Raw genomic sequence first — 25036 nt, 5'->3', positions numbered from 1 at the left:
ATTTCGGGAGTGAGTGTAGTACGTCTTGAGAGCGGTCGTTTATAATTCAGATTGCGGTGTTGCTGTCGGCTGTTTATAAGTGATTGACGCTACTGCGGTGAGTACCTCCAAAGCCCCAGTCGCGAGGCGGACGCACGCTCGCTGTGCTCCTCGCTCAGTCGCTGGCGCTCCTTCGCTGCGGTGCTTACGTCGCCTGCGGCCGCCTCGCGACTGCCCCTTTGAGTCCCGCCCCGCACGGCACCTCACGCCTCCCCAACCTCGTCAGTCGCCTCCGCTTCGCTCCGGCGACTGACTCCCTCGCGGGCTGGCTCGCGGCCGCCGAGGGCGGCCGCTCGCAGGCGCGCCACCGCCTGCCATTTATAAGCGCTCGTCGCCGTCGCTCATCGCCTTTTAAATACGCTCCCGCCACCGCCGATCTGCGATACTCACTCCCGCGATCGATCAAGAAGCACAACTCACCGATCGGCCGTTTCAGACGGGAAAACATCTGAAAAACAGGGCTCCAACAGCGCCGTCTCGACGGATTCTACGCGTCCTTCGCGACCTCGTCGCCCCTCGATACTCCCGACGCGACGACCGTGCGAGACCCCCACAGCGACCCGGCCGTTTCGTGATGTTTAAGTACCGAAAGCGGGAGCATACGAACGCACGAACTGCAGGGGCGTCGGGCCCCGAGTCCGAGAGGGCGATGATACAACGCGGGTTGCGGTAGCCAAGCCTGGCCCAAGGCGCAGGGTTGCTAACTCTGTGGCGTCACTGCCTCCGGGGTTCGAATCCCCGCCGCAACGCTCGAACGGACGAGTACCGCCGGATTCGCGCCGGTAGGGCTCACCACAACCAACACATGAGCACGGAAGAATCACAGGACGACTCGCCGGAGGAGGAGGAAGACCTCCAGTACTTCGTTCGGATCGGGGGCGCGGACCTCGACGGGACGAAGACGGTCGAGCGAAGCCTGTCCGAACTCGACGGCATCGGCACGCGCACGGCGCGGCTGGTCGCCGAGAAGGCCGACGTGGACAGAAACGCCACGTTCGGGCTCCTCGACGAGGATGACATCGACGCGGTGGTCGACATCGCCGAGAACCTCGAAGACCACGTCCCGTCGTGGATGACGAACCGACAGAACGACTTCTTCAGCGGAGAGACGACGCACCTCGTCGGCACCGACGTCGAGGAGAAGCGCCGTCACGACATCAACCGCATGAAGATCATCGAATCGTACAAGGGCGTGCGCCACAAGCGCGGGCAGAAGGTCCGCGGTCAGCGCACCAAGTCCACGGGTCGCTCGGAGGGGACCATCGGGGTCAACGTCGAGGAGATCCGCGAGGAGATGGCGGACGAAGAAGCGGGTGACGAGGAATGAGCACCGGCAAGAACACCAAGGGCTACGAGACGCCGAACCACCCGTACCAGGGCGAGCGCATCGCCGAGGAGTCCGACCTCCTCTCGCGGTACGGCCTGAAGAACAAAGAGGAGTTCTGGCGCGCCCAGTCCGAGCTGCGCAACATGCGTCGGGAGGCCCGACGCCTGCTCGGCGAGGCGCAGGGCGACGTCGAGGCCGCTCAGGACGCCGGCGCGGAGTTCGTTACGCGGCTCCGCCGCATCGGCATCCTCGGCGACAACGACGACATCTCGACGGTCCTGTCGCTCGACGTGACCGACCTGCTGGAGCGTCGCCTCCAGACGGTCGTCTACCGACAGGGCTTCGCCTCCTCGACCCAGCAGGCCCGCCAGTTCATCGTCCACGGCCACATCACCGTCGACGGCGCCCGCGTCACGCGCCCGTCGGTGAAGGTGGACGTCGACGACGAGGGCGCCATCGCCTTCGACGAGACGAGCCCGCTCGCGGACGATCTCCACCCCGAGCGCGCGGAGTCACAGGAGTAAGCATACATGAGTGAATCCGAGGACGGAGGAAAGTGGGGCATCGCCCACGTGTACGCGTCGTTCAACAACACGCTCATCACGGTCACCGACGAGACGGGCGCCGAGACGATCGCCAAGTCGTCCGGCGGCACCGTGGTGAAGCAGAACCGCGACGAGGCGTCGCCGTACGCCGCCATGCAGATGGCGGAGGTCGTCGCCGAGCGCGTCAAGGACGCCGGTCTGGAGGGCGTGCACGTTCGCGTGCGCGGCCCCGGCGGCAACCTCAACAAGTCCACCGGTCCCGGTGCGCAGGCGACGATCCGCGCGCTCTCGCGTGCGGGCGTCGAGATCGGCCGCATCGAGGACGTCACGCCCATCCCGCACGACGGGACGAAGGCGCCGAAGAACAAGCGAGTCTGACATGACCGAAGACGAATTCGACGTCCAGTACGTCGAACGGGACGATCGCAGCGCGCGGGTGCTGATCCGCGGGCTCACGCCGGCGTTCGCCAACGGCATCCGCCGCGCGATGATCGCCGACGTCCCGACGTTCTCGATCGACACCGTCCGGTTCGTCGAGAACTCCTCGGTCATGTTCGACGAGATGATCGGTCTGCGTCTGGGGCTCGTTCCCCTGACGACGCCGCTCGACGACTTCGAACTCGGCGACGAGGTCACCCTCGCGCTCGACGTCGAAGGCCCGGCGACGGCGTACTCCGGCGACATCGAGAGCGCTGACCCGCTCGTCGAGGTCGCCGACGAGAACGTCCCGATCATCGAGCTGAAGGAGGGGCAGCGGTTGGAGTTCGAGGCCGACGCGGTCCTCGACACCGGTAAGGAGCACGCCAAACACCAGGGCGGCGTCTCCGTCGGCTACCGCCACCTCCAGCGCGTCTCGGTCGAGGGCGACCGCGGCGAGTTCGACGACGACGAGCCGAACATCCTCCGCGGCGTCGTCGAGACGCCGGAGGGCGACATCGAACTCACCGACGAGTTCGACAACGACCTCTCGGAACGGTTCCCCGGGAAGGAGGTCGCGGTCGAGGACGTCCCCGGAGCCTTCGTCTTCCACATCGAGACGGACGGCTCGTTCGACGTCGAGGAACTGCTGCTCCGCGCGATCGACTCCATCGAGGAGCGCGCGGACGAACTACAGACGAAAGTCGCAGTATAAGGAAATGACGGCCCTTCGAACCATGCCCCTGACCGTCGCCCCCGCAGACAGCCGCGGCGCCGCTCCGACCGCCGGAGCGCCCGCGACCGACCGCGGGGACGCCGGGACCGAAAGTGGTTTGAAGGGAGCCGGAATACGGTGGAGTGCACGCAGGGATAGCCAAGTCAGGCCAACGGCGCAGCGTTCAGGGCGCTGTCCTGTAGAGGTCCGCAGGTTCAAATCCTGCTCCCTGCACTCCGTTTTCCACGAACTCTCCACTCAGGAGGGACAGCTATGAGTAGCAAGACGAATCCGAAACTACAGAACCTCATCGCCGATCTGAAGTCGGTCTCGCGCGACTCCGGTGCCAACGTGTGGCAGGACGTCGCCGACCGACTGGAGAAGCCACGGCGCACGCACGCTGAGGTCAACCTGGGCCGTATCGAACGATACGCGCAGGAAGACGAGACGGTCGTCGTCCCCGGCAAGGTGCTGGGCAGCGGTGTGCTCGAAACGAACGTCACCGTCGCCGCCGTCGACTTCTCCGGGACCGCCCGGACGAAGATCGACCAGGCCGGCGAAGCGGTGACGCTGGAACAGTACGTCGAACAGAACCCCGAAGGAAGCAACGTGCGGGTGATCCGATGAGCCTCGCGAAGATCGACGCGGACGTCGTCGTCGACGCCCGCGACTGTATCCTCGGTCGCGTCTCCTCTGAGGTCGCGCAGCGCGTCCTCGCCGGGGAGACCGTCGCCGTCGTCAACGCCGAGCGCGCCGTCATCACCGGCAACGAGGAGGCGACGATGGAGACGTACCACAAGCGCGCGGAGCTCGGCTCGGACAGCGGGCCCTACTACCCCAAGCGTCCGGACCGGATCTTCAAGCGCGCCATCCGCGGCATGCTGCCGTACAAGTCGGAGGACGGCCGCGAGGCGTTCTCGAACGTGCGCGTGTACGTCGGGAACCCCTACGAGCGCGACGAGGACGTCGACAGCGTCGTCCTCGACGGCACCTCGCTCGACCGCCTCTCGAACATCAAATTCACCACGCTCGGAGAGATCTCCGAGTCTCTGGGAGCTAACGTCACATGGTAACGAACACCTCAGGCAAGAAGAAGACGGCCGTCGCCCGCGCCACCGTGCGCGAGGGCGAGGGCCGCGTGCGCATCAACTCCCAGCCAGTCGAGCTGGTCGAACCGGAACAGGCGCGGCTCAAGATGCTGGAGCCGTTCCGCATCGCGGGCGAGGAGCTCCGCGACGGCGTCGACATCGACATCGACGTCGAGGGCGGCGGTTTCAGCGGGCAGGCGGACGCGACGCGGACCGCCATCGCCCGCGGCCTCGTCCAGCACCTCGGCGACGCCGAGCTGCGCGACGCGTACATGAACTTCGACCGCACCCTGCTGGTCAACGACGTGCGCCAGTCCGAACCCAAGAAGTGGGGCGGGCCCGGCGCGCGCGCTCGCTACCAGAAGTCCTACCGCTGAGGTGATCCAGTCATGATGATCCCCGTCCGGTGTTTCACGTGCGGCAACGTCGTGGGTGAGCACTGGGAAGAGTTCAAAGAGCGGGCTCGCGAGGGCGACGAGGACCCCGGCGAGGTGCTCGACGACCTCGGGGTCGACCGGCACTGCTGCCGGCGCATGCTGGTGAGCCACCGCGACCTCGTCGACGTCGTCTCGCCGTACCAGTAACCATGTCAGAACAGCGATACAATCGATACGAGAAGGCACGAATCCTCGGCGCGCGAGCGCTGCAGGTGTCCTACGGGGCGCCCGTGCTGATCGACACGGACCAGACGGAGCCGATCCTCGTCGCCGCGGAGGAGTACGACGCGGGTGCGCTCCCCTTTACGGTCCGGAGGGAGAGCTGATGACGCGGATCACGAGCGTCTCGCTGCGTCGCGTGCTCGACTCCCGCGGGAACCCGACGGTCGAGGCCGACGTGCTCACCGAGTCCGGCGGCTTCGGCCGCGGCGCGGCCCCCAGCGGGGCCTCGACGGGCGAGTACGAGGCGATCGAACTGCCCGCGAGCGAGTCGATCGCGAAGGCCCGCGAACACGCGGTGCCGCGTCTCGAAGGCGTCTACGCGGGCGACCAGCGCGCGGTCGACAACGCACTGCGCGCCGCCGACGGCACGGACGACTTCTCCGCCATCGGCGCCAACAGCGCGGTCGCCATCTCAATGGCGGCGGCGAAGGCGGCCGCCGACGTGCTCGGCGCGCCGCTGTACCAGCACCTCGGGGGCGCGTTCCGCGGCGAGAACTTCCCGATTCCGCTCGGCAACGTCGTCGGCGGCGGGGAGCACGCCAAGGAGGCGACCCACATCCAGGAGTTCCTCGCGGCGCCCGTCGGCGCGCCCAGCGTCTCGGAGGCCGTCTTCGCGAACGCCGCGGTCCACGCGGCGGTCGCTGACGTGCTCGACGAGCGCGGCGTGCCCGCGGCGAAGGGCGACGAGGGCGCGTGGGCGCCCCCGATCTCGGACGCCGACGCGTTCGAGGTCGTCGACGAGGCGGTCGAACGCGTCGAGAGCGAGGTCGGCTTCGAGATCCGCTTCGGGCTCGACATGGCCGCCGCCGAGCTGTACGACGACGACCGAGAGGCGTACGTCTACGGCGACGAGACGAAGTCGGCCGACGAGCAGATCGAGTACGTCGCCGGCCTCGTCGACGAGTACGACCTCGCGTACGTCGAGGACCCGCTCGACGAGAACGACTACGAGGCGTTCGCGGAGCTGACCGACCGGGTCGGCGACCGGACGCTGATCTGCGGCGACGACCTGTTCGTCACCAACGTCGAGCGCCTCCAGGACGGGATCGACGCGGGCGCGGCCAACAGCATCCTGATCAAGCCGAACCAGATCGGGACGCTGTCGGACGCGTTCGACGCCGTCGAGCTCGCCGCCCGCAACGGGTACGAGACGGTTATCTCCCACCGCTCGGGCGAGACCGAGGACGCGACCATCGCACACCTCGCCGTGGCGACCGACGCCGGCTACATCAAGACCGGCACGGTCGGCGGCGAGCGCACCGCCAAGCTGAACGAACTGGTCCGCATCGCGGACGACGCGGTATGACGGGCCCACACCACGCATGAGCGAAGACAACGACGCGGTCGAACTCGACGACGACGCGGAGACCGAGGCGGTCGACGCGGCGGTCGAGGAGGAGGCCGACACGACCGAGGAACCGACCGCCGCCGCGGCCGACGAGGCCGCCGCCGGCGAGACCGACGAGGCGACCGCAGAGGGCGACGACGCCGACGAGGAGGAGGCCTCCCCGTTCGACGACGACGTCATGCCCGACGACGACGTCGACCTGCTGATCCCCGTCGAGGACTACCTCTCCGCCGGTGTCCACATCGGGACCCAGCAGAAGACGAAGGACATGGAGCGGTTCATCCACCGCGTCCGCGACGACGGGCTGTACGTCCTCGACGTGAGCCTCACCGACGAGCGGATCCGCACGGCCGCGGACTTCCTCGAGAACTACGACCCCGAGCAGATCCTCGTCACGTCCTCGCGGCAGTACGGCCGGTTCCCGGCCGAGAAGTTCGCGGACGCCATCGGCGCCCGCGCCCGCACCGGGCGCTTCATCCCGGGCACGCTGACGAACCCCGACTACGCCGGCTACATCGAGCCGGACGTCGTCGTGGTTACCGACCCGATCGGCGACGCGCAGGCCGTCAAGGAGGCCATCACCGTCGGCATCCCGGTGATCGCGATGTGCGACTCCAACAACCAGCTGTCGAACGTCGACCTCGTCATCCCGACGAACAACAAGGGTCGCCGCGCGCTGTCGGTCGTCTACTGGCTCCTCGCCAACGAGACGCTCGACCGCCGCGGCGCCGACACGGTGTTCGCCCTCGAAGACTTCGAGGACGAACTGTAAGTCGGTTTTCGACGTCGAGTTCTACTTTTCAGTACTCACTCTCGTCCAGCCGCGGCGTTCGACGCAATGCCAGAGGGTCGCTATTCGCCCGTAGCCGCGTCGTCGGCCGCCGAAGCGTCAGCCTCCTCGGGCACGTCGTGGGTCCAGCGCGGCTCTATCTCGCGGTTCGCCATCACGATCCGGTCGCCGTTGTCCGCGTCGATCCGCGTCTTCCGGAGCTCGATGGCGGCGACGGTGCCGGTGACGCCCTTGGCCTCGACGCGGTCGCCGACGTTGAAGTCCGGGTCGCGGAGGAGGTAGACGCCCGCCACCGTGTCCTCGATCATCTCGGAGAGCGCGTACGAGACGCCGAGCGCGATGAATCCGACCGCGGTGCCGAGGCTCGCCGCGATGTCGCCCATCCCGACGACCTTCAGGAAGGTGAGCGCGACGCCGAACCACAGGAAGATCGAGACGAGCGTGACGATGAGGTCGCCCACCAGTTCGCGGTCGCCGACGTAGAGCCGATCGATCGACCGCCGGACGACCGGGAGGACGATCCGGACCGTGACGTAGGCTAACGCGAGGAACACCAGCCCCGAGAGCAGTCGAGGGATCGCGACGGCCAACCCCTCGACGAAGTTCGACAGCGACCGCGTCAGAAGCGACGGGATCTGCGTCATACCGGGACGAACGCGGGTCCGCGGTGAAAAGGTGGGGGACGGGCGAGTCCGTCGTCGACACTCGGCAGTCCAGTCGGCCGCGTCCCCGTCGCCGCGTCAATTCTCAGTCGACGGGACTTCCCGCACCTCCGCGACCGTCTCGTCGACGAGTCCCCAGGCGACGGGCGGCTCGACGGCCGATAGCTCCGCGTCGAGCGCGTCGAGTCGGTCGCCGAACTCGCCGCCGGGGGTCATGCCGTCCGCGAGCGCCTCGGCGACCGTCGTCACCTCGCCCGCGAGGTCGTCGATCCGGGTCTCGACGCCGTCGGGGAAGTCGGCGCCGTCGCGCTCGGCCCACGCGCGGAGGTCCTCGGCCTCGGCGCGGAGGTCGGCGACGACGAGGTCGAGGACGCGCACCTGGACGCCCGCGTCGAACCGCCGTTCCGGGTCGGGTTCGTCGGCGGCCCGCAGCGCCTCGACGGCCTCAGCGATCGAGTCGACGGACTCCTCGGCGGCCTCGACCTCGTCCACGAGCGCGTCGTGGCGGCGGTTGGCCGAATTGAGCCACGCCTCGAACGCCTCGAGTTCGGTCTCGAGGTCGTGAGCGACCCGAACGACATCCTGTGCGCCGGTCGTGACCTCGTGGAGGTCGGTCGCGGCGCGGTACACTGCCATCGGGGAGTCCGGGTCCGCCCTCGCTGCCCGGAGGTCGTCTCCGAGCGCCTCCACGTCCTCCCGAAGGTCGTCGAGGCGCGCCCCGAACGCCCGCCTGCGGACGTCGACGACGTCGAGGTCGGGTGCCTCGGCGGCGGCGTCAGTCGCGTCCTCGTGGGCGCGCGTCGCGAGGTCGACTCGCGTCTCGGCGGTCGCGAGGATCTGAGACACGTCGGTGACGGTCGATTCGAACGCCGCGGCCGTCACGGTCCCGTCGTCGACGAAGGGGTCGAGCCGACGGCGGATCGACTCCGGCCCCTCGTCCGCTCGGTCGGTGACCTCGTCGATTAGTACGTCGACTGAAACGTCGTCCACCACGGGTCCGGCCATGCGTCCCGGTACTCGACACGCCGGTGTTATACCTTCGGTCAGAATCGTAATTTGGTGGATAGAGCCTATGAGAGCGCTATATGGGACTATATATGATATTTATTTAGCTATGATCGATACGAGCGTTACCGGGCGCACACCCCGGCCATAGATACAGATATATCAAAAATATAAACCCGTTTAATAGATCGCGCTGTCCCTCCACTCGATGTCAGACCGCAACTGGGTCGACGGCGGCGTGTCGCGGCGGAAAGTTCTCATCACGTCCGGAGCGCTCGGGGCCGCGGGACTGGCGGGCTGTAGCGGTCAAAGCGACGGCGGCGACGGCGGCGACGGGGGATCGGGCGGTTCGGGCGGCGACGGCGGTGACGGGAGTTCCGGCGGCGACGGGGACTCCGACGGCGGCTCCGGTCCGAACACGGCGCTGCTCAACGCCGAGGGCTCCTCGACGGTGTACCCGATCTCGAACACGGGGAGCTCGTACTGGAACTCCAACGCGCCGCCGAGCGACGGTGAGTACTGGGGCGCGAACGACGAGAGCTCGGTTCCCGGCTGGGACGAGCTCGCGTCCGACGGCGCGGACGACATGCTCCTCGCCGACTACTTCGCCTCGAAGTTCGGCTTCGAGCCGACCGACCAGCGCTCCTCCCCGCCGTTCCCGACGACGGTCGGCCTGAGCCACTCCGGGACCGGCTGCGAGGCGGTCACCGAGGGGCTCGTCGACATCGGCAACTCCTCCGGTCCGATCACGGCCGAACTGGACTGGAGCGAGGAGAAGGCGCAGAACACGGTGGTCGACAACGTCGTCGGCCGCGACGGCCAGCCGGTCGTCGTCAGCTCCGACGTCGCGGACGCGGGCGTTGCTCAGCTGACCGGCGAGGAGATCCGCGGGATCTACCAGGACGAGATCACCAACTGGAACCAGATCGACGGCGTCGACTACGACCAGGAGATCTACGTCATCGGCCGCGCCGAGGGGTCCGGGACAGACACCTCGTTCCGGCTGAACATGCTCGGCAGCGCCGACGCTCCGATGCCCGGCGTCGCCACGCGCTTCGGACAGAACCAACAGGTCGCACAGGCGGTCGCTCAGAACGAGGGCGCCATCGCGTACATGGCGCTGGCGTTCACGGGGCCGGAAGTCACTCCCATCGCCATCAATTTCGACGGCACGCTGTACGAGACCAGCCGCGACGCGGAGAACACCATCTTCGACAGCGAGTACCCGCTCAACCGCGACCTCCACATGTACACGCTCATCGAGGAGGACAACCCGAACGGCGGCGGCTACGACCGGCGCGAGGCGGCGTTCGTCAACATGTTCCTCAACGAGTACGGTCAGACCGTCTTCGTCGAGGGGAACAACTACATCCCGCTCCCGACCAGCGACCTCCAGTCGATGAAAGACCAGGTCTCGGCGGTCGCGACGGAAGAGCTCCTCTCGCCGTAGCCCGACGACCGAGGTCCGCCGCCCGAGGGGAGCGTGTCGCGCCGACCGGCCCCCGCCACCGCCCGTTTCCTCGCGGCCGTCGGCGTTCACACACGACACCAATATCGCTTCTACGACACACAAAACGCGAATGCTTTCGATACCAGACACATGCCATCGGTACTAACTGCCCCGGGTAGACGGGCGATCGACGCGCTGGGCGCGCAGCTCAGGCGGCTCAGGGAGTTCGCCGACGAGACCGAACCGCCCGCGTTGGCGATCATCTCCGTGATGACGCTGTCGCTGCTCGGTACGCTCGTCGGGTTCCTGGCCGTCTCGAACCTGACTATCGTCCCCTTCGTGGTCTTCCTCACCGCCGCGGGGGTCGGCTGGTTCCGGTACCAGGAGGAGACGGCGTACGTCATCGCGCTGATGATGACGGTGTCGACCATCCTCATCCTCGGGCTGATCATCGTGTTCATCTTCCGGGAGTCGATCCCGGTGATCCGGTACGAGAGCGCGACGGTGTTCGGGATCACGGTCCCCGGGCTCAGAATGTTCATCCAGCCGAACTGGGACGCGGTCTCGCCGCCGATCCGCTACTCGATGGTCCCGATGATCCACGGCACGGTGATGGTGACGCTCATCGCGTCGGCCGTCGCCGCGCCGCTCGGCGTCTCCGCGGCGCTTTTCCTCTCGGAGATCGCTCCGGCCACCGTCCGCGAGGTCGTCAAGCCCGGCGTCGAGATCCTCGCCGGCATCCCCTCGATCGTCTACGGGTTCATCGGCTTCACCGTGCTCGGCCCGTGGGCCTCAGACCAGTTCCAAACGACCGGACAGGGGTCGTACCTGTTCGTCGGCATCGTCGTCGGAGTGATGGCGCTTCCGACCGTCGTCTCCGTGGCGGAGGACGCGCTGAGCAGCGTCCCCGAGTCGATGAAGAGCGGGTCGTTGGCGATGGGCACCACCGACTGGCAGACGATGACCTCGATCACGCTGCCGGCCGCGTTCTCCGGCGTGTCGGCCGCGGTCCTGCTCGGCGTCGGCCGCGCCATCGGCGAGACGATGGCCGCGACGGTGATGCTCCGCGGCGTGCCGCGGCTCACGGACCCGCTCGTCAACGTCTTCTACGGGCAGGAGACGCTGACCTCGATCATCGCGCGGAACTACGGCGAGGCGGACGGGCTCCAGATGGACGCCCTGTTCGTCGCGGGCGTCATCCTGTTCGTTACCGTCCTCGTCATCTCGATCGGCGCGCAGTACATCGAATGGCGGATGCACGAGCGGCTCGGGGGTGAGGTCTGATGGCCGGTGCCAGCGAGACCGACGCGAAGCTGGTCGAGTCGGAGACCACGGAGACGGACGCCGTCGCGGGCGTGGCCGTCGGACTCTCGGCGGTCCTGTTCGCCCTCGCGGTCGCGGCGCTGTTCGAGCGCGTCAGCCTCACCGGCTCGCTGTTCGGCGTCCGGACCGTGACGCTGCTCGGCGGTCTCCTGACCGCCCTCGGCGTCGCGGTGGTCGCCTTCGGGGCCGGGTCGCGCCTCGGCTACGTCGAGACGGACCCGGACCCGAGTACCGGGCTCATCGCGGGCTTCGGCGCCGCCGTCCCGTGGGTCGTCGTCGGCGGGGGCGTCGCGAGCCAGACGCTCGGGCTCGGCACGGCCGCGGGCGTCGTCGCCGGCATCGCCGCCGGCGGCGTCGCGTTCGCGCTCACCGTCCTGCCGCGGGAGGACCTCGGGTCGACGCTCCCGCTGGGGACTCTCCTCGCGCTGACGGGGCTCGTGTTCCTGACCGGCGTCGTCGGCCCGGAGTGGGCGTGGGAGCTGGACTGGGAACAGCAGGCCGCGATCACCGCGGAGTTCCTCATCCCCGCGTCGACGCTGTTCAGCGCGCTGTACGGCGGCTGGGCGTCGGCGAAGGCGTACGGCGGCTTCGGGGCTCGCGGGCGACACATGGGCGCGTACGTGCTCGTCTACCTCAACGCGCTCTCGATCGTCGCCTTCCTGTTCATCCTCGTCGCCTTCGTGGTCGTTCAAGGGGTCCCGGGCCTTCTGAACGGCGCCGAGCTCGGGTTCGGGAGCGGGCCGACGACGTCGATCCTCGGCGTGTCGGTCGCGCTCCCGGTCTCGGTCCCGTTCGTGATGAACGGCGTCGCCCTCTTCAACGACTTCCAGGGCGTGCTGCCCGCGATCGTCGGCACGATTTGGCTCGTGGCGGGCGCGGTCACGCTCGCGGTTCCGCTCGGCGTCGGGGCGGCCGTCTTCCTCACCGAGTACGCGGACCGCGGCCGGTTCACGCAGGTCGTCGAGGTCGCGACCAACGGGCTGTGGAGCACCCCGAGCATCGTCTTCGGGCTGTTCGGGTTCGCCTTCCTCGTCCCGCGGTTCGGAAACGGGAAGTCGCTGCTCTCGGGCATGATCACGCTCGGGTTCATGCTCCTCCCGCTCGTGGTGATCACCTCCCGCGAGGCGATGCTCTCGGTGCCGGACGAGTACCGCGACGCGAGCGCCGCGCTCGGCGTCTCGAAGTGGCAGACGATCCGCAGCGTCGTCCTGCCGGCTGCGCTCCCGGGCGTCGTCACCGGCGTCATCCTCGGCGTCGGTCGGATCGCCGGCGAGACGGCGCCCATCCTGTTGACGATGGCCGGCGGGACGTTCGTCACCGGCTCGCAGACGGCGAACGTCATCGGCGGCTTCCGGTTCACGTCGACGCCGCCGTTCGTCGCGAACCCGGAGCTCCTCCAGGCGACCTCAGCGCTCCCGTACCAGCTGTACGCCCTCATCTCGGCCGGCGTCGGCGCGAGCAGCAACGTCGGCAACGCGGACGAGTTCCGCTGGGCGACGGCGCTGGTCCTCCTGTTAGTCGTCCTCTCCTTCTACGCGATCGGCATCGCGACGCGCTACTACTTCCGGCGGCGCCTCAAGCACACCTGAACCCAATGAGCGAGAACACTACCCCACGGACGCAGACGGAGACCGCGACGACAGACACCGCACCGACGGACGACCGCTCGCCGACCACGACGACGGGCGAGACCGCCGAGCGGACCCGCGACGAGTGGACCGACTACGAGTTCCGGGGCGAGGCAAAGATGGCCGTCGAGGACCTCGACGTCCACTACGGCGACGACCACGCGCTGAAGGGCGTCTCGATGGAGATACCGGAGCAGAGCGTCACCGCGCTGATCGGGCCCTCCGGCTGCGGGAAGTCGACGTACCTCCGGTGTCTCAACCGAATGAACGACCGCATCAGCTCTGCGCGGGTCGACGGGTCGGTGAAGCTTGACGGCCGGGAGATCTACCAGGACGGCGTCAACCTCGTCGAGCTCCGGAAGCGGGTCGGGATGGTGTTCCAGTCGCCGAACCCGTTCCCCAAGTCGATCCGCGAGAACGTCGCCTACGGCCCGAAGAAGCACGGCGACCTCGACACGGGGCTCCTCGCCCGGCTGCTGAACCGGAGCGACGCCGAGGAGCGCGACGAGCTCGTCGAGCGGTGCCTGCGCGACGCGGCGCTGTGGGACGAGGTGAGCGACCGCCTCGACGACAACGCGCTCGGGCTCTCGGGCGGGCAACAGCAGCGCCTCTGTATCGCCCGCGCCCTCTCGGTCGACCCGGAGATCATCCTGATGGACGAGCCGGCCTCGGCGCTCGACCCCATCGCCACCGCGAAGATCGAGGACCTGATCGACGACCTCTCGGAGACGTACACGGTCGTCATCGTCACGCACAACATGCAGCAGGCGGCCCGGATATCCGACCAGACCGCCGTCTTCCTCACGGGCGGCGAGCTGGTCGAGTACGGCGACACCGACCAGGTGTTCGAGGACCCCCACAGCGAGCGCGTCGAAGACTACATCACCGGCAAGTTCGGGTGATCCCATGCCCCGAGAACAGTACCGGGACTCGCTCGACGAGCTCCGCTCGGACGTGCTGGCCATGGGCGATCAGGTGACCGGGCAGGTCGAACGGAGCCTCGACGCCGTCGAACGCCGCGACGAGTCGCTCGCGGAGTCGGTCGTCGAGGCCGACGCCGAAATCAACGAGACGTACCTGCGCCTGGAGGACCGCTGCGTCGACCTCTTCGCGCTCCAGCAGCCGGTCGCCGGAGACCTCCGGTTCGTCACCGCCTCGTTCAAGATCGTCACCGACCTCGAACGGATCGGCGACCTCGCGGTCAACCTCGCCAACTACCTCCGCACCGCGACGGAGACGCTCTCGCCGGAGGTACAGCTCGACGCGATCGGCGAGGCGGCGCGCGCACTCCTCGAACGGAGCCTCGCCGCGTACGAGACCGAGGACGCGGCCGCGTGCCGGGCGGTCGCGGCCGACGACGACGAGGTCGACGCGCTCTGTCAGCGCGCGAGCGAGAGCGTCACCCGCGACCTTATCGCGGGAAGCGACGGGGACGGGTGGGAGGTCGAGCGGGTGTTGGACGACGTATCGCGGGTGCTGTTGACGGTCCGGGACCTCGAACGGGTCGCGGACCACGCCGTCAACATCGCGGCGCGCACCCTCTACATGATCGAAAACGACCCGGAGCTGCTCTACTGAGATGGAGTCACGAAAGGTACAGACCGTGGGAAACGGAACGTACACGGTCTCGCTCCCGAAGGAGTGGGCGGAGTCGCAGGGCGTCACGTCCGGCGACAGCGTGACGCTCCACGACCACATCGACGGCGTGCTGGCGGTCCAGACCGGGGACGGCGAGGACTGTGAGCCGCCCGTCGCCCGGATCGAGTCGGCCGACCCGGAGGTGATAGCGCGGGCGCTGCGAGCGGCCTACGCCGCCGGCGCGCGCGAGGTCACGCTCGAACGAGACGAGCCGATCACCTCGGACCAACGGCGCGTCGTCGAGCGGGTCGCCCGCGACCGGATCGGGATGTCCGTGGCCGCGGAGTCGGAGACCGCGACGACGGTCCGGATCATGCTGGACTCGCGGGAGGTCTCCGTGAGCCAGTCACTCCGACAGCTGGCGTTCACGGTGCGCTCGATACACCGCGAGGCGGTCGAGGCGCTGGCGACGCCTCCCGACTCGTCGCCGATCGGCTCTCGCGACGGGCAGGTCGACCGCCTCGCCTCGATGATCGACCGCTCCGTCTCCCGCGGCATGGCGGACCTGGGCGAGGTCGACGCGCTCGGGACGACCCGGCCGGAGCTGTTCGAGTCGTGGACGGCGATGCGGGAGCTGTGCCGCTTCCGCGACGCGGCGGCGGACATCGGCGACGCCGCGGCGTCGCTCGACGCCCCGCCGTCGGAGCCCCGGCTGGAGACGTGTCGCGACGTCGGCGCCGCGGTCCGGGAGGTCGTGTCCGACGGCGTGAGCGTCGCCCTCGGCGACGAGGGCGCCGACGTCGCTCGGAGCGCGATCGGCGACCTCTCCCGGGCTCGCGACCGGATCGACGCGCTGGACCGGGGGCTGGACGACGCGGGCGAGGGGGCGGCGGAGCTCCGTCGCGTCTCGCGCTCGCTGCGGCGGACCGCGGAGTGCGGCGGGGACGTGGCGGAGATCGGACTGCGCCGTGCGATCCGGTGCCGGGAGACGATCCGCGACCGCGATCCGGGTCGAACGGAGGAGTGACCCCTCGCCGCGGGCCGGAACTCGGCAAGCGCAACGACTGTAAGCCCGCGGAGCGACGGTCGCCGTATGACCGTTTGCGAAGCGCCGGGGAAGGTGTACCTCTTCGGCGAACACGCCGTCGTCTACGGCGAGCCGGCGGTGCCGGCGGCCATCGAGCGACGCGCGACGGTGCGCGCCGAGCCCCGCGAGGACGACCACGTGCGCGTCGAGGCCGAGGACCTCTCTCTGGACGGGTTCACGGTGGAGTACGCCGGCGGCACGGGCGACCGCCCCGACGTCGACGTGCCGACCCCGCTCGTCGAGGCCGCGATGGGGTACGTCGACGCGGCCGTCGAGCAGGCGCGGGACGCCGCCGACGCGCCCGACGCGGGCTTCGACATCACCGTCGAGAGCGACATCCCGCTGGGCGCGGGACTGGGCTCGTCCGCGGCCGTGGTCGTCGCGGGCATCGACGCCGCGACCCGCGCGCTCGGGGAGCCGCTCGACCGACGCGAACTGGCGGAGCGGGCGTATCAGGCCGAGTTCGAAGTACAGGACGGACAGGCCTCCCGCGCCGACACCTTCTGCTCGACGATGGGCGGCGCGGTGCGGGTCGAGGGCGACGACTGCGAGCCGATCGACGCCCCGAACCTCCCGTTCGTCGTCGGCTTCGACGGCGGCGCGGGCGACACCGGCGAACTGGTCGCCGGCGTCCGCGCCCTGCGCGAGGAACACGAGTTCGCCGCGGACACGGTCGAGTCCGTCGGGGACCTCGTCCGGACGGGCGAGGGGCTGCTCGCCGACGCCGACCCGGAGAGCGCCCCGGAGCCGGAGCTGCTCGCGGGGCTGGGCGAGCTGATGGACTTCAACCACGGGTTACTCGCCGCGCTCGGCGTCTCCGCGCGGTCGCTCGACGCGATGGTATGGGCCGCGCGTGACGCGGGCGCGCACGGCGCGAAGCTCACCGGCGCCGGCGGGGGCGGCTGCATCGTCGCGCTCGACGAGAGCGACGCGACGGAGACCGCCCTCTCGTTCACGCAGGGCTGTGAGGAGGCGTTCCGCGCCGAGCTGGCGACCGAGGGCGTCCGGGTGGTGGAGCCGTGACGGGCGGCGAGGCCGATCTCGACGCCGACGCCGCTGACGACGCCGCACCCCCCGTCGTCCTCAAGCTCGGCGGGAGCCTGATCACCGAGAAGGACCGCCCGGAGACGCTGGACGAGGCGGCGCTCGACGCCGCCTGCGACGCCGTCGCCGACGCGCTCGCGGCCGGCGACGTCGGCCGGCTCGTCGTCGTTCACGGGGGCGGGAGCTTCGGGCACCACCACGCCAGCGAGCGCGGAGTGTCGACGGGCGACGGGACGCGCGACGCCGACGCGGTGGCCGCGGTCCACGGCGCGATGAAGCGGCTGAACGCGCGTGTGTTAGAACGGCTCCGGGAGCGCGGCGTGCCGGCGGTGCCCGTCCACCCGCTGTCGCTCGCGGCGCGACCGGAGGGAGCTGACGGCGGGCTCGACCTCCCGCTCGGGTCGACAGCGACGCTGCTCGGCGAGGGGTTCGTCCCCGTCCTCCACGGCGACGGCGTGGCGACGGCGGGCGACGGGGTGACGGTCGTCTCGGGCGACGAGCTGGTCGTCGAGCTCGCCGCGGGGCTCGGCGCGCGTCGCGTGGGGGTCTGCTCGACGGTCCCCGGCGTCCTCGACGGCGACGGGGACGTAATCGCCGAGATCGACGACTTCGACGCGGTCGCGGACGCGCTCGGCGCGAGCGACGCCACCGACGTCTCCGGCGGCATGGCCGCGAAGGTGCGAGAACTGCTCGCGCTCGGCGCGCCGGCGTACGTGTTCGGCGCCGACGGGCTGGCGCCGTTCCTGCGCGGCGAGGGCGCCGGAACCCGGATCGACTGACTCGGGCGCGCCGCTCAGTCCGCGCCGTCCGGATCGGTTGCGCTCGACCCCGGGGCGTCCGCCGAGGCCTCCTCGATCGGCTCCGCTCGCCGGATGATACACACGTGGCCGCCGTCGGTCGTGTGCGTGAGCGCGAGGCGTTCGCGGACTAGACCGCCGTCCGGCCCGCAGACGACGGCCTCGCCGTTCCAGTGCCCCTCGGCCGTCACGCGCGGGAGGATCTCGTCGGTGAACCGTTCGACCTCTTCGTCGGGGTAGAACGCCTCCCAGTGTTTGCCGACGATCTCGGCGGGAGTACGGCCGTACACCGACGCGTACGCCTCGTTGACGAACAGGTAGGTGCCGTCGGCGCCGAGGATACCTATCGGCTCGCTGGCGGCGTTGAGCGCCTCGACGGTGCGGTCGACCTGCCGCACCAACCGGTACCGGTCGACCGCGTTACGGATCCGGTTGACCAGGACCTCGTACTGGTCGCTCCCGCCGCGTTTTTGAAGGTAGTCGGTCACGCCGGCCGAGATGGCCTCGCTCGCGACCTCCTCGCTACCCTTCCCGGTGAAGAGGACGAACGGCAGGTCCTCGTCGACGTCTCGGACGTGTTCGAGGAGGTCGATTCCGGTGCCGTCGGGGAGGTCGTAGTCGCAGACGATCGCGTCGAACGACTCGCTGCGGTACCGGCGACGCGCGGCCGCGACGGAGCCGACCGCCTCGTGGCGGATGTCGGCGGCGAGTCGCTCGAAGTGCGCCGCGGTGAGGTCGGCGAAGGCCTCGTCGTCTTCGACGTGGAGGACGCGGATCCGGTCGGTCGACGCGGTTCGGTCTGCCATCGTCGAAGCGTTCGACGACCAGCTATAAGCATGTTGCCAAGTTCGCAGCCGCCGCGGGCGACACCGTCGACCGCGGCCCGTACAGAACCCTTATTCGACCGAGTTCCCTCCGTCCGACTATGAACGAAGCGGACGTTCGAGAGCGGCTCGCCGACGTGCGGGACCCCGACCTCGGCGGCGACATCGTCTCGCTCGGGCTGGTGAACGACGTCGAGGTCGACGAGGGAGCGGGGACGGTCCGTGTGTCGCTCGCGCTCGGCGCCCCCTTCTCGCCGAACGAGTCGGCCGTCGCGGACGACGTGCGCGAGGCGCTCGCGGATACGGGCCTCGACGTCGAGCTGTCGGCGTCGATTCCGGACGACCTCTCGGCGGACGAGCAGGTTCTCCCCGGCGTCCAGAATGTGATCGCGGTCGCCTCCGGGAAGGGCGGCGTTGGGAAGTCGACCGTCGCGGTGAACCTCGCCGCCGGGCTCTCCCAGCTCGGCGCCCGCGTGGGCCTGTTCGACGCCGACGTGTACGGGCCGAACGTGCCGCGGATGGTCTCGGCCGAGGAGCGCCCCGAGACCGACGGCGAGACGATCGTTCCCCCCGAGCGGTTCGGGGTGAAGCTGATGAGCATGGACTTCCTCACCGGCGAGGACGACCCCGTCATCTGGCGCGGCCCGATGGTCCACAAGATCATCACCCAGCTCGTCGAGGACGTCGAGTGGGGTGAGCTCGACTACCTCGTGATGGATCTGCCGCCGGGCACCGGCGACACCCAGCTCACCATCCTCCAGACGCTCCCCTTGACGGGGGCCGTGATCGTCACGACGCCGCAGGACGTGGCCCTCGACGACGCGGTGAAGGGGCTCCGCATGTTCGGCAAACACGACACGAACGTCCTCGGCATCGCGGAGAACATGGCCGGCTTCCGCTGTCCCGACTGCGGCGGCTTCCACGAGATATTCGGCTCCGGCGGCGGGAAGGCGCTCGCGCAGGAGCACGATCTCCCGTTCCTCGGCGGGATCCCGCTCGACCCCGAGGTGCGCACCGGCGGCGACGACGGCGAGCCGGTCGTCTTGGAAGACGGCGAGACCGCGGACGCGTTCAAGGTGCTCGTCGAGAACGTCGCGAACAACGCCGGCGTCGTCCGCCGCCGCGGGGTGAGCGAGGGGCGATGACCGACGCGGACGACGACGCCTCCGCCTCCGAGGGGGGCGCCGACGCCGACCACGAGGACCCGCTCGCGGCCGCGGGCGTCGACCCGGTCGTCCCGGAGGACGCGTCGGAGGCGGAGTTTCCCGCGGACGACGAGGTACGGGAGTTCCTCCGGGACGTGGCCGAGGACGTTCGGGGGGACAGCTCGGAGAGCAGGCAGCTCTCGGCGATTCTCTACCGCGTCTCGGACCTGTACGACGACGAGGAGGAGACGTCGCCCGAGGAGATCTACCTCAACGTCCGGCACATCATGCGGATCAAGGCCGAGGGCGGGCTGCGTCGCTGAGCCTCCGGAAAACCCTTGGATCCGGTTCTCTCGGTCAGTCGTCCGACTCGGCCGCCGCGGCGAGGTCGATCGGGCGGTCGTCGAGCGGCGTCGCGTCGTCGACGACGCCGGCGAGTCCCAGGCGGTCGAGCCCCGCCGGCGTCGGGAGGCCGCGGTCCCCCCAGCCGCGCGCCGCGTAGTAGCGGTCCAGCAGGCGGTCGAACGCGTCGACGTCGACGCCGGGCGTCCCGTCGGCCGCGGCCGTGCGGAGCGGCTCGGGGAGCGCGTCGTCGTCGCGGTCGAACCCCTCGCGGGCGTTGAACAGCCGGGTGAGCGTCCAGATCCGCTCGCCGGTCGTCGCGAGCGCGGCGACCGGGTCGCTCCGCGTGTCGGCGTCGGCCTCGCACTCGGCGTCCCCGCCGCGGTCGACATCGGCGACCGCGGGGTGGTCGACCGCCGCGAGCCACTCGGCGCCGAGGTCGGTCCAGACCGCCTCGCCGACGAAGTCGTCGACGACGAGGCTCCACAGCACCGAGCGCGCGTTCTGCTCGCCGACCACGTCGCGGACCCGGTCTGTCGGGGACCGGTCCGGGCGGGCCAGGGGCTCGGTGTCCTGCGGCCGCGCGCGGCGGTGGCACGCGCCGCGGTCGCTCGTCGCGTACGCGAGCGCGACGCCGACCGCCGCGCGGGGGTCGAAGCCGGGCAGCGCCATCGACTTCACCGTCGGCACGAGGTCCGCGCCGCCGAACCGGGCGACCGCGGCGTCGATGCCGTCGGCGAGCGCGTCCGGCAGGTCCGGGTGGACGTCGAGGTCCGGCGGCGCCTCGCGGGCCGCGATCGATTCCAAGAGGCGCTCGGCGCCCGCCGCGTCGCCGAACGAGACCGGACAGTCGACGACTCCCGCCTCCCCCGCACGGATCGCCCACGCGACCGCGTTGCCCGCGCCGATCACGTCGAGGCCGAGCCGGTCGCAGACCCCGCACAGGTCGACGACGCGGTCGAAGTCGTCGATGCCGAGGCCCGCCCCGAGCGTGATCGGCGCCGCGCCGCGCGGGACCACCTCGCCGTCGGGCGTGTCGATCCGGAAGCCGCCGGGGACGGCGGGGCCCTCGCCTTGGCCGGCGTCGGCAACTGCCTCGCGCCCCGTCGCGCGCTCCAGCGCGGCCTCGACGCCGATGTCGTCGGCGCCGTCGAAGCCGGTCCCCGTCCACCCCTCCGCGGCGAGGATCCCGACCTCGTTGGCGTAGTCGACCGTCTCGACCGTCTCGCCGGCCGCCTGCCACTCGCCGGTCGGATCGTCGCCGTATGCCGCCGCGTCGCGGTCGCGGAGCTTAGCGAGGTCGTCGGGGACCGTCGGCGGCGGGTCGCGGCCGACGACCGCCTTCAGCCGCTTCGAACCCATCACGGCGCCGGCGCCGCCGCGGCCCGCGTGGTGATCGCCGCCGTCGCTCGCGACCGTCGCGTAGGCCGCCTCGCGCTCGCCCGCGGGACCGACGCAGGCGACGCCGGCGTCCGGGAATCGCTCGTCCGTCTCGGCCGCGTCGGCGCCCCACGCGTCGCTCGCCTCGATCCGGGCGCGGCCGCTCTCAACCTCGATCCGGACCGGCCGGTCGGCGGCGCCCGTCACGAGCAGCCCGAGGCAGTCGTCGAGCGACCCCGCGAGCCGATCGGCGAACTCGCCGCCGGCGTACGAGTCGAGGAAGCCGCCGGTGAGCGGGGACTTGGTCACCGCGGCGTAGCGCGTCTCGCCGGGGAGGTAGCCCGCGAGCGGCCCGACGAAGAATCCGAGGCGGTTCGCCGGGGCCGTCGGGTCGGTCCCCGGGGACAGCTCCTCGTAGAGGTAGCGCGCCCCCAGTCCCTTCCCGCCCACGTAGTCGCGTCGCCAGTCGCGGGGGACGCGTTCACGGGCGGTCTCACCCGTCGAGAGGTCGACGCGGAGGACGTGGGTGCGGCGCCGACTCATTTGGATGCCCTGCGCGGCGAGGACGTATCAATCTGTTCGCCGCGGGGGTCGAGCGCCCGCGGGGGTCGAGTCCCTCGCGGTTCCCCCTCCGCCCGAGGGTCCGACCGTTAGAGTGAGGCCGCCGGCGGGCGAACGTCCGGGTATGGACTTCACGACCGCGCTCGACGCCCGCGACGCGACCGTCTGCGTCGTCGGCGCGGGCGGCAAGAAGTCGACGCTGTTCGCGCTCGCCGACCGGCTCGATCGGTCGGTCGTGACCGCGAGCGTGCGGATACCGATATTCGACGACCGGGTCGCCGCGGTCCGCGTGACCGAGGACCCGGTGGGCGCGCTCGACGAGGCGGGAGACGGCGACTGGCCGCTCGGGCTGGTCCCCGAACGCGAGCGCTCGGACCGGTACCTCGGGTACGACACCGAGGCCGTCGCCGAGATCGCCGACGCCGCGCCCGGCGCGACGCTCGTGAAGGCGGACGGGGCGCGGCTCCGGGAGTTCAAGGCGCCCGGCGACCACGAGCCGCAGATCCCGTCGAACGCGGACGTGGTCGTCCCGATCGCGAGCGCGCACGTCGTCGGAGAGCCGCTCACCGAGGAGCTCGTCCACCGGCCGGAGGAGGTCGCCGCGATCACGGGCCGCGAGATCGGCGACGAGATCCGCCCCGCCGACGTCGCGACGGTCCTCGCGAGCCCCGCGGGCGGGCTGAAGGGCGTCCCGGGCGACGCGACCGCGATCCCGGTCGTGAACAAGGTCGACGACGAGGCGGACGCGGACGCGGCCCGAGCGATCGCCGGTGAGATCCTCTTCCGCGCGAACGTGCCGCGCGTCCTCCTCACGCGCCTGATCGCGGACGACCCGGTCGTCGAGGTCGTCGAGTAGATCCCCTACGAGTCCTCCCCCGGAACCTCCTCGAACGAGCGCCACAGCGCCCGGTACAGCGTCCACGCGTCGACGCCGGTCCGGTCCATCACGGCCCGACAGGCCTCGTCGAACCGCCGGTAGTCGGCGACCGAGGGCGGGTCCGGATACGGGTCGTCGAGCTCGCCGGCGGCGGCCAGCACCTCCCAAGTCCGGCGGTCGACCGCGACGAACCGCGAGGGGGCGAGGAACTGGAGGAACCCGGACGCGACCGCGACGTCGACCCCGTCGAGCGCGGTGAGCGCGTCGAGCGCGGCGGCGACGTCCGGCTCCGTCGCGTCCGCGGGGCCGCCCTCGCTTCCCCCGACGCCCACCGCGTCGACGGCGGCGTCGAGGGCGTCGATCACGTCGTCGAACTCGTTGTCGCGGAACGCCTCCTCGCGCTCGCGCCGCTCGCGGTCCGGGTACTCGCCGAGGTACCGGCGGAAGTACCACCGGACGATCCACTGGGCGTCGCGGCGCCCGTACTCGTCGCCGGCGAACGTCTTCGGGACCGTCTCGACGTGCTGGCGCTCCACGTCGTACAGCGGTTCCGTCTCCGCGTACGCTCGGGCGCGGTCCCGGAGGGTCGACTCGCTCAGGTCCATCGCCTCGCGGTACGGCGGTGGGACGGATGAACGTTCGTCTCGATCGTCCCGATCGATCGTTTGATACAGGCGTGGACACTGGTAGCACACATGACAGACGACCGGATCCCGGTCACCGTCCTCAGCGGCTACCTCGGCGCCGGGAAGACGACCATGGTGAACCACCTGCTCGCAAACCCCGGCGACAGGCGGATCGCGGTCATCTTAAACGACATGGGAGAGGTGAACGTCGACGCCGAGCTCGTCGCCCGCGAGAACGACGAGGAGGGCGTCGTCGACCTCTCGAACGGCTGTATCTGCTGCCGGCTCCAGGACGACCTGCTCTCGGAGGCCGCGGCGCTCGCGGAGTCGCGCGAGTTCGACTACCTGCTCGTGGAGTCGTCGGGCATCTCCGAGCCGATCCCGGTCGCGCGGGCGTTCACAGAGGGGACCGAGGACAGCGAGGTCGACCCGACCGAGCGCTTCCGGCTGGACACGATGGTGACCGTCCTCGACACCTACGGGTTCTGGAAGGAGTTCGACGCGGGCGAGAGCCTCCCGGGCGACGGCGAGCCGGCGGCCGACCGCCCCCTCGCGGACGTGCTCGTCGAGGGGATCGAGTTCTGCGACGTGCTCGTGTTGAACAAGACTGACATGGTCCCCGACGACGTGCTCGACGAGATCGAGTCGGTCGCCGACCGGCTGGGGCCGCGTGCGAAGCGGATCCGGACGAGCTACTCCGAGGTCGACCCCGGCGACGTGCTCGACACCGGGCGGTTCGACTTCGAGACGGCCAAGCGGTCACCGGGGTGGAAACGCGAGATCGCCGCGAGCGAGGGCGACGCGGCGGACGAGGGCGACGCGGCGAGCGAGGGCGACGCGGCGGACGAGGGCGATGCGGCGGGCGAGGGCAGAGAAGGAGGAGGCGGCCACGCGCACGACCACGACCACGCCGAGGGGGCCGCCGCGGCCCACGGGGTCGACTCGTTCGTCTACCGCTCGGCCGACGCGCTCGACCCGGAGCCGTTCGCGGACTGGCTCGACGACTGGGACGGCGCGATCGTTCGGGCGAAGGGCGTCGCGAACGTCGCGGGCACCGACGAGGTGATCGGCGTGAGCCAGGCCGGCCCCTCGGTACAGGCGGGTCCCATCGGCGAGTGGGAGCCCGACGACGACAGGCGGACGCGGCTCGTGTTCATCGGCAGCGAGATGGACGAGGCGCGGATCCGCGGCGAGCTCGACGGCCTGACGACGGCCGACGCCGACGGGGAGACCGCGGCCGCCGAGGAGGCGGCTGCGGACGCGTTCCCGCTGTGAGGCCGACGAGTCAGATCCCGAGCTCGGCCTGTAGGTCGTCCCACTCCTCGTGGAACCCGTGGGTGGACTCGGTCTCGGCCCCGACCGCCGACTGGTAGACGTCGTCGTACTTCAGCAGCTGCCCCCACTCGTCGTGGAACGCCCAGTTACAGTACTTACACATACGAGTAGCCACGAGAGGGATCGACATACGGGTTTCGGCGGGAGCGACGGGACGGGCGAGGCGGGACGGACGGGACCGCCGCCGCGCGTCCCGAACGCCGACAGAGTGAACTCCGTTCGTGGCGTACGGTAACTATCGACGCGGACCGGCCGCGGCGGAAATCTCATCATGGTCACATACAGACGCGGCGGACACGTTCAGGGCGACGACGAGGCGGTCGAGCGGGGCTGCGACCACTGCGAGTGGCACTGCGTCGCCGACGGGTATCCGGAGCTGGTCTCGCGGTACCAGTCGCATCTTCGGGCGGAACACCCGAAGGCGTGGCTCCGGGCCTGACGCGT

General features: G+C 70.2%; 30 protein-coding genes and 2 tRNA genes. 26 read left to right on the top strand and 6 right to left on the bottom strand.

Annotated features, from left to right (window positions below; translation table 11 throughout):
- Positions 1-702: 702 nt before the first annotated feature.
- The 13 genes from CPZ01_RS12570 to rpsB all read left to right on the top strand — a co-directional run bounded on the left by CPZ01_RS12570 (position 703) and on the right by rpsB (position 6910).
- Positions 703-788: transfer RNA gene (locus tag CPZ01_RS12570), tRNA-Ser, on the top strand.
- 56 nt (positions 789-844) lie between these two features.
- Positions 845-1366 carry a 30S ribosomal protein S13 gene (locus CPZ01_RS12565; RefSeq protein ID WP_096395583.1) on the top strand — a complete coding sequence of 174 codons (522 nt, stop codon included), beginning with the start codon at positions 845-847 and terminating at the stop codon, positions 1364-1366.
- Positions 1363-1890 (top strand): 30S ribosomal protein S4, encoded by a 528-nt coding sequence (locus CPZ01_RS12560; protein ID WP_096395581.1) that lies wholly within the window; start codon positions 1363-1365, stop codon positions 1888-1890. The genes CPZ01_RS12565 and CPZ01_RS12560 overlap by 4 nt, the downstream gene beginning before the upstream one ends.
- A gap of 6 nt (positions 1891-1896) precedes the next feature.
- Positions 1897-2289 carry a 30S ribosomal protein S11 gene (locus CPZ01_RS12555; RefSeq protein WP_004595254.1) on the top strand — a complete coding sequence of 131 codons (393 nt, stop codon included), beginning with the start codon at positions 1897-1899 and terminating at the stop codon, positions 2287-2289.
- A 1-nt stretch (position 2290) separates the two neighbouring features.
- Positions 2291-3043, top strand: a complete 753-nt coding sequence (locus tag CPZ01_RS12550) for a DNA-directed RNA polymerase subunit D (protein ID WP_096395579.1) — start codon at positions 2291-2293, stop codon at positions 3041-3043.
- Between the two features lie 149 nt (positions 3044-3192).
- Positions 3193-3277 (top strand) — tRNA-Leu (locus CPZ01_RS12545).
- A gap of 39 nt (positions 3278-3316) precedes the next feature.
- On the top strand, positions 3317-3670 hold the full coding sequence (locus CPZ01_RS12540; RefSeq protein WP_004595256.1) for a 50S ribosomal protein L18e: 354 nt from the start codon (positions 3317-3319) through the stop codon (positions 3668-3670).
- Entirely contained in the window at positions 3667-4116 is a 450-nt protein-coding gene (locus CPZ01_RS12535) for a 50S ribosomal protein L13 (protein ID WP_017344393.1), read from the top strand. Before CPZ01_RS12540 ends, CPZ01_RS12535 begins: the two co-directional genes overlap by 4 nt.
- Complete coding sequence (locus tag CPZ01_RS12530) at positions 4110-4508, top strand: 30S ribosomal protein S9 (protein ID WP_004595258.1); 399 nt, start codon at positions 4110-4112, stop codon at positions 4506-4508. The genes CPZ01_RS12535 and CPZ01_RS12530 overlap by 7 nt, the downstream gene beginning before the upstream one ends.
- A gap of 12 nt (positions 4509-4520) precedes the next feature.
- Positions 4521-4715, top strand: a complete 195-nt coding sequence (locus tag CPZ01_RS12525; RefSeq protein WP_006628058.1) for a DNA-directed RNA polymerase subunit N — start codon at positions 4521-4523, stop codon at positions 4713-4715.
- 2 nt (positions 4716-4717) lie between these two features.
- Positions 4718-4894 carry a DNA-directed RNA polymerase subunit K gene (locus CPZ01_RS12520; RefSeq protein ID WP_004595260.1) on the top strand — a complete coding sequence of 59 codons (177 nt, stop codon included), beginning with the start codon at positions 4718-4720 and terminating at the stop codon, positions 4892-4894.
- The gene (gene eno / locus CPZ01_RS12515) at positions 4894-6096 is read left to right on the top strand and encodes a phosphopyruvate hydratase (protein ID WP_096395577.1); all 1203 of its coding nucleotides are present in this window, start codon (positions 4894-4896) and stop codon (positions 6094-6096) included. The genes CPZ01_RS12520 and eno overlap by 1 nt, the downstream gene beginning before the upstream one ends.
- 16 nt (positions 6097-6112) lie before the next feature.
- Positions 6113-6910, top strand: coding sequence for a 30S ribosomal protein S2 (gene rpsB, locus CPZ01_RS12510; protein WP_096395575.1), 798 nt, complete (start codon positions 6113-6115; stop codon positions 6908-6910).
- An 80-nt stretch (positions 6911-6990) separates the two neighbouring features.
- On the opposite strand, the gene CPZ01_RS12505 is transcribed toward rpsB, so the two are convergent.
- Positions 6991-7572 carry a mechanosensitive ion channel domain-containing protein gene (locus tag CPZ01_RS12505; RefSeq protein ID WP_096395573.1) on the bottom strand — a complete coding sequence of 194 codons (582 nt, stop codon included), beginning with the start codon at positions 7570-7572 and terminating at the stop codon, positions 6991-6993.
- Between the two features lie 96 nt (positions 7573-7668).
- Positions 7669-8595: a halo transducer protein gene (locus tag CPZ01_RS12500; RefSeq protein ID WP_096395571.1), complete on the bottom strand. Its 927-nt coding sequence runs from the start codon at positions 8593-8595 to the stop codon at positions 7669-7671.
- 208 nt (positions 8596-8803) lie between these two features.
- Here CPZ01_RS12500 and CPZ01_RS12495 point away from each other — a divergent pair, with 208 nt between their 5' ends.
- The 8 genes from CPZ01_RS12495 to CPZ01_RS12460 all read left to right on the top strand — a co-directional run bounded on the left by CPZ01_RS12495 (position 8804) and on the right by CPZ01_RS12460 (position 17484).
- Positions 8804-10045, top strand: a complete 1242-nt coding sequence (locus CPZ01_RS12495) for a PstS family phosphate ABC transporter substrate-binding protein (protein WP_096395569.1) — start codon at positions 8804-8806, stop codon at positions 10043-10045.
- Positions 10046-10195: 150 nt separating this feature from the next.
- The gene (gene pstC / locus CPZ01_RS12490) at positions 10196-11329 is read left to right on the top strand and encodes a phosphate ABC transporter permease subunit PstC (RefSeq protein WP_096395567.1); all 1134 of its coding nucleotides are present in this window, start codon (positions 10196-10198) and stop codon (positions 11327-11329) included.
- Positions 11329-12957 (top strand): phosphate ABC transporter permease PstA, encoded by a 1629-nt coding sequence (gene pstA / locus CPZ01_RS12485; RefSeq protein WP_096395565.1) that lies wholly within the window; start codon positions 11329-11331, stop codon positions 12955-12957. Before pstC ends, pstA begins: the two co-directional genes overlap by 1 nt.
- A gap of 5 nt (positions 12958-12962) precedes the next feature.
- Complete coding sequence (gene pstB / locus CPZ01_RS12480; RefSeq protein ID WP_096395562.1) at positions 12963-13898, top strand: phosphate ABC transporter ATP-binding protein PstB; 936 nt, start codon at positions 12963-12965, stop codon at positions 13896-13898.
- Between the two features lie 4 nt (positions 13899-13902).
- Positions 13903-14574 carry a phosphate signaling complex protein PhoU gene (phoU, locus tag CPZ01_RS12475; RefSeq protein WP_096395560.1) on the top strand — a complete coding sequence of 224 codons (672 nt, stop codon included), beginning with the start codon at positions 13903-13905 and terminating at the stop codon, positions 14572-14574.
- A 1-nt stretch (position 14575) separates the two neighbouring features.
- The gene (locus CPZ01_RS12470) at positions 14576-15601 is read left to right on the top strand and encodes an AbrB/MazE/SpoVT family DNA-binding domain-containing protein (protein WP_096395558.1); all 1026 of its coding nucleotides are present in this window, start codon (positions 14576-14578) and stop codon (positions 15599-15601) included.
- A gap of 66 nt (positions 15602-15667) precedes the next feature.
- Positions 15668-16684: a mevalonate kinase gene (mvk, locus tag CPZ01_RS12465; protein ID WP_096395557.1), complete on the top strand. Its 1017-nt coding sequence runs from the start codon at positions 15668-15670 to the stop codon at positions 16682-16684.
- Entirely contained in the window at positions 16681-17484 is an 804-nt protein-coding gene (locus tag CPZ01_RS12460) for an isopentenyl phosphate kinase (RefSeq protein WP_096395556.1), read from the top strand. The genes mvk and CPZ01_RS12460 overlap by 4 nt, the downstream gene beginning before the upstream one ends.
- Positions 17485-17498: 14 nt before the next feature.
- On the opposite strand, the gene CPZ01_RS12455 is transcribed toward CPZ01_RS12460, so the two are convergent.
- The gene (locus tag CPZ01_RS12455; protein ID WP_096395554.1) at positions 17499-18308 is read right to left on the bottom strand and encodes a response regulator; all 810 of its coding nucleotides are present in this window, start codon (positions 18306-18308) and stop codon (positions 17499-17501) included.
- A gap of 119 nt (positions 18309-18427) precedes the next feature.
- Between CPZ01_RS12455 and CPZ01_RS12450 the strand changes: the two genes are divergently transcribed.
- The gene (locus CPZ01_RS12450; RefSeq protein WP_096395552.1) at positions 18428-19471 is read left to right on the top strand and encodes an Mrp/NBP35 family ATP-binding protein; all 1044 of its coding nucleotides are present in this window, start codon (positions 18428-18430) and stop codon (positions 19469-19471) included.
- Positions 19468-19794, top strand: coding sequence for a hypothetical protein (locus CPZ01_RS12445; RefSeq protein ID WP_096395550.1), 327 nt, complete (start codon positions 19468-19470; stop codon positions 19792-19794). Before CPZ01_RS12450 ends, CPZ01_RS12445 begins: the two co-directional genes overlap by 4 nt.
- 34 nt (positions 19795-19828) lie before the next feature.
- Here CPZ01_RS12445 and CPZ01_RS12440 read toward each other — a convergent pair whose 3' ends face one another.
- Positions 19829-21736, bottom strand: coding sequence for an aldehyde ferredoxin oxidoreductase family protein (locus tag CPZ01_RS12440; protein WP_096395548.1), 1908 nt, complete (start codon positions 21734-21736; stop codon positions 19829-19831).
- Between the two features lie 142 nt (positions 21737-21878).
- Between CPZ01_RS12440 and yqeC the strand changes: the two genes are divergently transcribed.
- Positions 21879-22610 carry a selenium cofactor biosynthesis protein YqeC gene (yqeC, locus tag CPZ01_RS12435; RefSeq protein ID WP_096395546.1) on the top strand — a complete coding sequence of 244 codons (732 nt, stop codon included), beginning with the start codon at positions 21879-21881 and terminating at the stop codon, positions 22608-22610.
- 5 nt (positions 22611-22615) lie between these two features.
- Here the strand turns inward: yqeC and CPZ01_RS12430 are convergent, their stop codons facing one another.
- Positions 22616-23236: a hypothetical protein gene (locus CPZ01_RS12430; protein ID WP_096395544.1), complete on the bottom strand. Its 621-nt coding sequence runs from the start codon at positions 23234-23236 to the stop codon at positions 22616-22618.
- Positions 23237-23326: 90 nt separating this feature from the next.
- On the opposite strand from CPZ01_RS12430, the gene CPZ01_RS12425 reads away from it, so the two are divergent.
- A complete protein-coding gene (locus CPZ01_RS12425; RefSeq protein WP_096395542.1) occupies positions 23327-24532 on the top strand; it encodes a CobW family GTP-binding protein in 1206 nt (401 codons plus the stop codon).
- A gap of 10 nt (positions 24533-24542) precedes the next feature.
- On the opposite strand, the gene CPZ01_RS15490 is transcribed toward CPZ01_RS12425, so the two are convergent.
- Positions 24543-24695: a hypothetical protein gene (locus CPZ01_RS15490; protein ID WP_172863967.1), complete on the bottom strand. Its 153-nt coding sequence runs from the start codon at positions 24693-24695 to the stop codon at positions 24543-24545.
- A gap of 168 nt (positions 24696-24863) precedes the next feature.
- Here CPZ01_RS15490 and CPZ01_RS15485 point away from each other — a divergent pair, with 168 nt between their 5' ends.
- Entirely contained in the window at positions 24864-25031 is a 168-nt protein-coding gene (locus CPZ01_RS15485; protein ID WP_172863966.1) for a hypothetical protein, read from the top strand.
- The last annotated feature ends 5 nt before the right edge of the window (positions 25032-25036 follow it).

The organism is Halorubrum trapanicum (assembly GCF_002355655.1).
Classification (GTDB): domain Archaea; phylum Halobacteriota; class Halobacteria; order Halobacteriales; family Haloferacaceae; genus Halorubrum; species Halorubrum trapanicum_A.
Note: the sequence above shows the minus strand (reverse complement) of the source record. Positions and strands in the feature narration are given on the sequence as shown.